This is a genomic window from Pseudomonas sp. ES1, from assembly GCF_050586605.1.
GTDB lineage: Bacteria > Pseudomonadota > Gammaproteobacteria > Pseudomonadales > Pseudomonadaceae > Aquipseudomonas > Aquipseudomonas sichuanensis.
Map to the genome: position 1 here is coordinate 1 of NZ_JBOBDM010000120.1, position 3,796 is coordinate 3,796.

A 3,796-nucleotide genomic window follows, 5' to 3' on the forward strand; every position below is an offset into this window, starting at 1 on the left:
TCAACTGGCAACCACATAGATCAAACTGTACTACTGTACTGGTAATTATCCGCTCTAGCCCCGCGTCATTTCCTGCAAAATCTAAAATTCGCACTAAATTAGTGCGGACCAGTACAGTTACGCCAATTTCGGGTGCAACAGTAGGGTTACACAGTTAACTGAGCCATCGCTTTACTACAGAACTGTATCTACTGTTATGGACAGCAGAGGAGGAAGATGGGCACCAGTTAAATCACTCCCTAATGCCGCCACAAGCGGAAGGATGAAACATCATGGAACGCACCCTCAGTTCCGGTCTGGTTTTCGAAAGCAACGCCCAAGCTTCCCACGCTGCCCTGCCTCTGCGCGCCCTGTCGACCCTGCTGCTGTGGCAACGCCGCATGGCCAGCCGCCGTCAGCTGGCTCGCCTGGACTCCCGCCTGCTGGCCGACGCCGGTATCAGCGAGTCGCAGCGCTACGAAGAGCTGAGCAAGCCGTTCTGGCGCTAAGCCTCGGCCGCCGGCCAACGCCGGCACCGCGAATACACAAGAACCCGTCGCCGGAAACCGCGACGGGTTTTTTGTTTGTCCGCCGCGAGATAGAGCCATCGCACGCAACAGGTACAGTTTCACAAAATGATATATTGGCAGGTACAGTTACCAATTGTGGTCTTTCGCCGCCCCAGGCGCTTGAACCGAGGCGTGTTACGCTTGTCCTACACGCCTGGCAACACCGTACCGTGACGAGCCAAGCGAGCGTCCGATAACCAGAACCATCCAGACCCTGCGCAGGAGTCCACCCATCATGTCCCGTTATCATCTGTTAGGCGCCGCCGTGCTGCTGTCCCTCGCCGGTGCGGCCAATGCCACCAGCTTCGTGGTTACCACTGACGCGGTAGTCGGTGCCGTTGCCGCAACCACCGATGCCACCTCCGACGTAACCTCGTCCTTCCGCGATGACAAGATCGTGCAGGCAGCCCGTGACGACGCCGCCAGCTTCGTTGGCAGCGAAGGCGCGATCCGCGGCGCCAAGCTGGAAAGCGCATTCGTGCACATTCGCCAGCAGCAACCCACGCTGCAAGCCAGCGACGCGCAACTGGCCCGCGCCATCCTCGCGCTCTAGCACAAGCCTTTACACCCGGATTCACTGGCCCCGGCCGGTGCATCCGGGGTAGCCTTTGCTGCCCGAAACCACCGCCTAGAGAGCCCATGCGTTATCTGCCGCCAGTGCTGTTAGCCCTCGCCGGTATGGGAAGCGCCCATGCCATGGATGTCACCACCCAGAGCCTCGTTGCCACCGGCTATGTCACCAGCCAGGTGACCACCGCGCCGTTCGATCGCAAGATCGTCGCCGCCGCCCGTGACGACGCTGCTGCCTTCGTTGCCAGTGATGGCTTGATTCGCGGTGCGCGCCTTCAGGCGGCGCTGGTTTCGCTGCGCCAGGTGCACAGTTGTCACTCTGTCGGCGACCTTGAACTGGCCGAAGCCATCCTCGTCCAATAATTACCCGTTACGCCTTTGTACCTTCTGGAGATGCTCCATGCGTAAATCGCTGATCGCCGCTTCCCTCGGCATGTTGCTGCTGGCCGACATGGCCCAGGCTCACACGCTGGTGGCTACCAGCAATATCATCGTCCGTGCCTCGGCGCGCACGATCGATTTCACCTCCGACACCACCACCTCGATCCGCGATTCGAAAGTCATCCGCGAAGCCCACGACGACGCCGCCAGCTTCGTCGCCAGCAACGGCAACATCCGTGGCGCCCAGCTCGAAGCGGCCTTCGACACCCTGCGCACCCGTGTGCCGGAAGCCCGCGACGCCAGCGACCAGGTGCTGGCCGAAGCCATCCTCGCCCTGTGAAACGCACGCGTGCCTGGCTGCTCGGCTGCGTCCTGACGCTGCTCGGCACGCCCGCCCTGGCCGACCTGCAGCTGGTGCTGCAGGCAGACGGCCTCGACCAGCCACAGCAGCTGGCCACCCAGCTGCTGCTCGATGAAGCCATGGCCAAGCTGCCACCACGCTTCAAGCAACAGCTGGACCGCCAGGTAACGGTGAGCTGGACCGAGCGCATGCCCGAGGATGCCTACGGCCAAGCCTCGCCGGTCTCCACCCTCGACCTCAACCGCCGTCTGCTGCCAGGCCTGGTCGATGGCAGTGCCGCCAGCGAAAAGACCAACCGCCCCCACGGCACCGTCCGTGAAGAGTTGCTGGCCACGGTGCTGCATGAACTCACCCACATCTATGACCGCGCCCGCCTGTGGCCCAGCGCCGAGCGCCAGCTCATCACCCGCTGCAAGCGCCAGCAGGGCGCATTGGGCAAGGTAGGCCTGCCGCAGGACTGCCGAGGCCAGGCCGAACGCCGCTTCACCCTGAGCGACGATCCACGCCTGCTCGACCTGGCCGGCTGGCCGCAGTACGTCGGCCGCCGCGGCGAGCGCGAGCAGCACAACGGCCAGGTGGCGCGCAGCCCCGACAGCTACGAGCTGAGCAGCCCCAAGGAATACATCGCGGTCAACATGGAGTACTTCCTCCTCGACCCCAGCTACGCCTGCCGTCGCCCGGCGCTCAACCAGTACCTGAGCGAGCATTTCGGCTGGGCACCGCCGCAGAACACCTGCGCCAAGGCCCTGCCGTTCCTCAACGCCGGCAATGACTTCGCCCGCCAGCCGCTGGGCGAAATCGACCCCGAGCGGGTCTACGAAGTCGACTACCTGCTGGCCGAAGCCAACCAGAACCTGGTCAGCCGCTGGGGCCACAGCATGCTGCGCCTGGTGATCTGCGCCCCCGGCCGGCCGCGCGGCCCAGCGTGCCGCCTGGACCTCGACCAGAGCCTGGTGCTGTCCTACCGGGCCTTCGTCAACGACGTGCAGTTGTCGAGCTGGGGCGGGCTGGTCGGGGCCTACCCGTCGCGGCTGTTCGTCCTGCCGCTGGGCCAGGTGATCGACGAGTACACCAAGACCGAACTGCGCAGCCTGGCCTCGGTGCCGCTCAAGCTCAGCCGCAGCGAGATCGAGAACCTGGTGCGCCAGGCTGCCGAAATGCACTGGAGCTACGACGGCAACTACTTCTTCCTGTCCAACAACTGCGCGGTCGAGAATCTGAAGCTGCTGCGCAGCGGCACCGCCAACCCGCGCCTGAACGACCTCGACAACATCATGCCCAACGGCCTGCTGGAAGTGCTCAAAGGGCGTGGCCTGGCCGACACCAGTGTGCTCGACGACCCACGTGAGGCGCTGCGCCTGGGTTATCGCTTCGACTCCTACCGCGACCGCTACCAGGCCATGTTCGAGGTGTTGAAGAAGCAGTTGCCGATCAAGCAGAGCGCCGTGGAAGACTGGCTGGCCCTGGATGCCGAGCAGCGCCGCCCTTGGTTCGAGCGCGCCGACCTGCGCACCAGTGCGGCGCTGCTGCTGCTCGAGCAGGCCAGCCTGCGCCGGCAGCTGCTGCTGGCCCAGGATGAGGTCAAGCAGCGTTACCTCAATGGCCGGGCGACAAAGGATGGCAGCTTCGACAAGGCCGACCAGGCCCTGCAGGCGATTCTCGCCAACAGTGGCTACCTCAGCCGCCCGGCGGAGCTGCTGGGGGCGGGCGGCTACGGCCTGCCACAGCCCGAGGAGCGCCAGCACCTGGAGCAGGAGAGCAAGGCACGCCAGGCGCAGCTGCTGCGCCTGAGCAACGCCCTGGACCAGCAGGTGAGGGCGCTGCTGGGGCCGCAGCGGGCCAGGGAGATCAAGGCGGTGGAAGCCAACATCAAGCAGGTAGGCGAACACCTGCGCGCGCTGCACAAGGCGGCTGGCGGGCTGCAGTTGCCCTAGCG

The 3,796-nt window shown here is 64.7% G+C and carries 5 protein-coding genes; all 5 read left to right on the forward strand.

What is annotated here, in order from left to right; genetic code table 11:
* The first annotated feature begins 272 nt into the window (after nt 1–272).
* The 5 genes from ACQ4N9_RS26350 to ACQ4N9_RS26370 all read left to right on the forward strand — a co-directional run bounded on the left by ACQ4N9_RS26350 (nt 273) and on the right by ACQ4N9_RS26370 (nt 3,794).
* Nucleotides 273–488: a DUF1127 domain-containing protein gene (locus ACQ4N9_RS26350; RefSeq protein WP_110995046.1), complete on the forward strand. Its 216-nt coding sequence runs from the start codon at nt 273–275 to the stop codon at nt 486–488.
* A gap of 295 nt (nt 489–783) precedes the next feature.
* Entirely contained in the window at nt 784–1,101 is a 318-nt protein-coding gene (locus ACQ4N9_RS26355) for a DUF2388 domain-containing protein (RefSeq protein ID WP_390969997.1), read from the forward strand.
* A gap of 86 nt (nt 1,102–1,187) precedes the next feature.
* Complete coding sequence (locus ACQ4N9_RS26360; protein ID WP_110995044.1) at nt 1,188–1,481, forward strand: DUF2388 domain-containing protein; 294 nt, start codon at nt 1,188–1,190, stop codon at nt 1,479–1,481.
* 37 nt (nt 1,482–1,518) lie between these two features.
* Complete coding sequence (locus tag ACQ4N9_RS26365) at nt 1,519–1,839, forward strand: DUF2388 domain-containing protein (protein ID WP_125462101.1); 321 nt, start codon at nt 1,519–1,521, stop codon at nt 1,837–1,839.
* A complete protein-coding gene (locus tag ACQ4N9_RS26370) occupies nt 1,836–3,794 on the forward strand; it encodes a DUF4105 domain-containing protein (RefSeq protein WP_390969999.1) in 1,959 nt (652 codons plus the stop codon). The genes ACQ4N9_RS26365 and ACQ4N9_RS26370 overlap by 4 nt, the downstream gene beginning before the upstream one ends.
* Nucleotides 3,795–3,796 lie beyond the last annotated feature (2 nt).

Bases quoted from the DNA above. Each gene is read 5' to 3' on its own strand.
- ACQ4N9_RS26350 (WP_110995046.1), top strand. From the start codon at position 273: ATGGAACGCACCCTCAGTTCCGGTCTGGTTTTCGAAAGCAACGCCCAA.
- ACQ4N9_RS26355 (WP_390969997.1), top strand. From the start codon at position 784: ATGTCCCGTTATCATCTGTTAGGCGCCGCCGTGCTGCTGTCCCTCGCC.
- ACQ4N9_RS26360 (WP_110995044.1), top strand. From the start codon at position 1,188: ATGCGTTATCTGCCGCCAGTGCTGTTAGCCCTCGCCGGTATGGGAAGC.
- ACQ4N9_RS26365 (WP_125462101.1), top strand. From the start codon at position 1,519: ATGCGTAAATCGCTGATCGCCGCTTCCCTCGGCATGTTGCTGCTGGCC.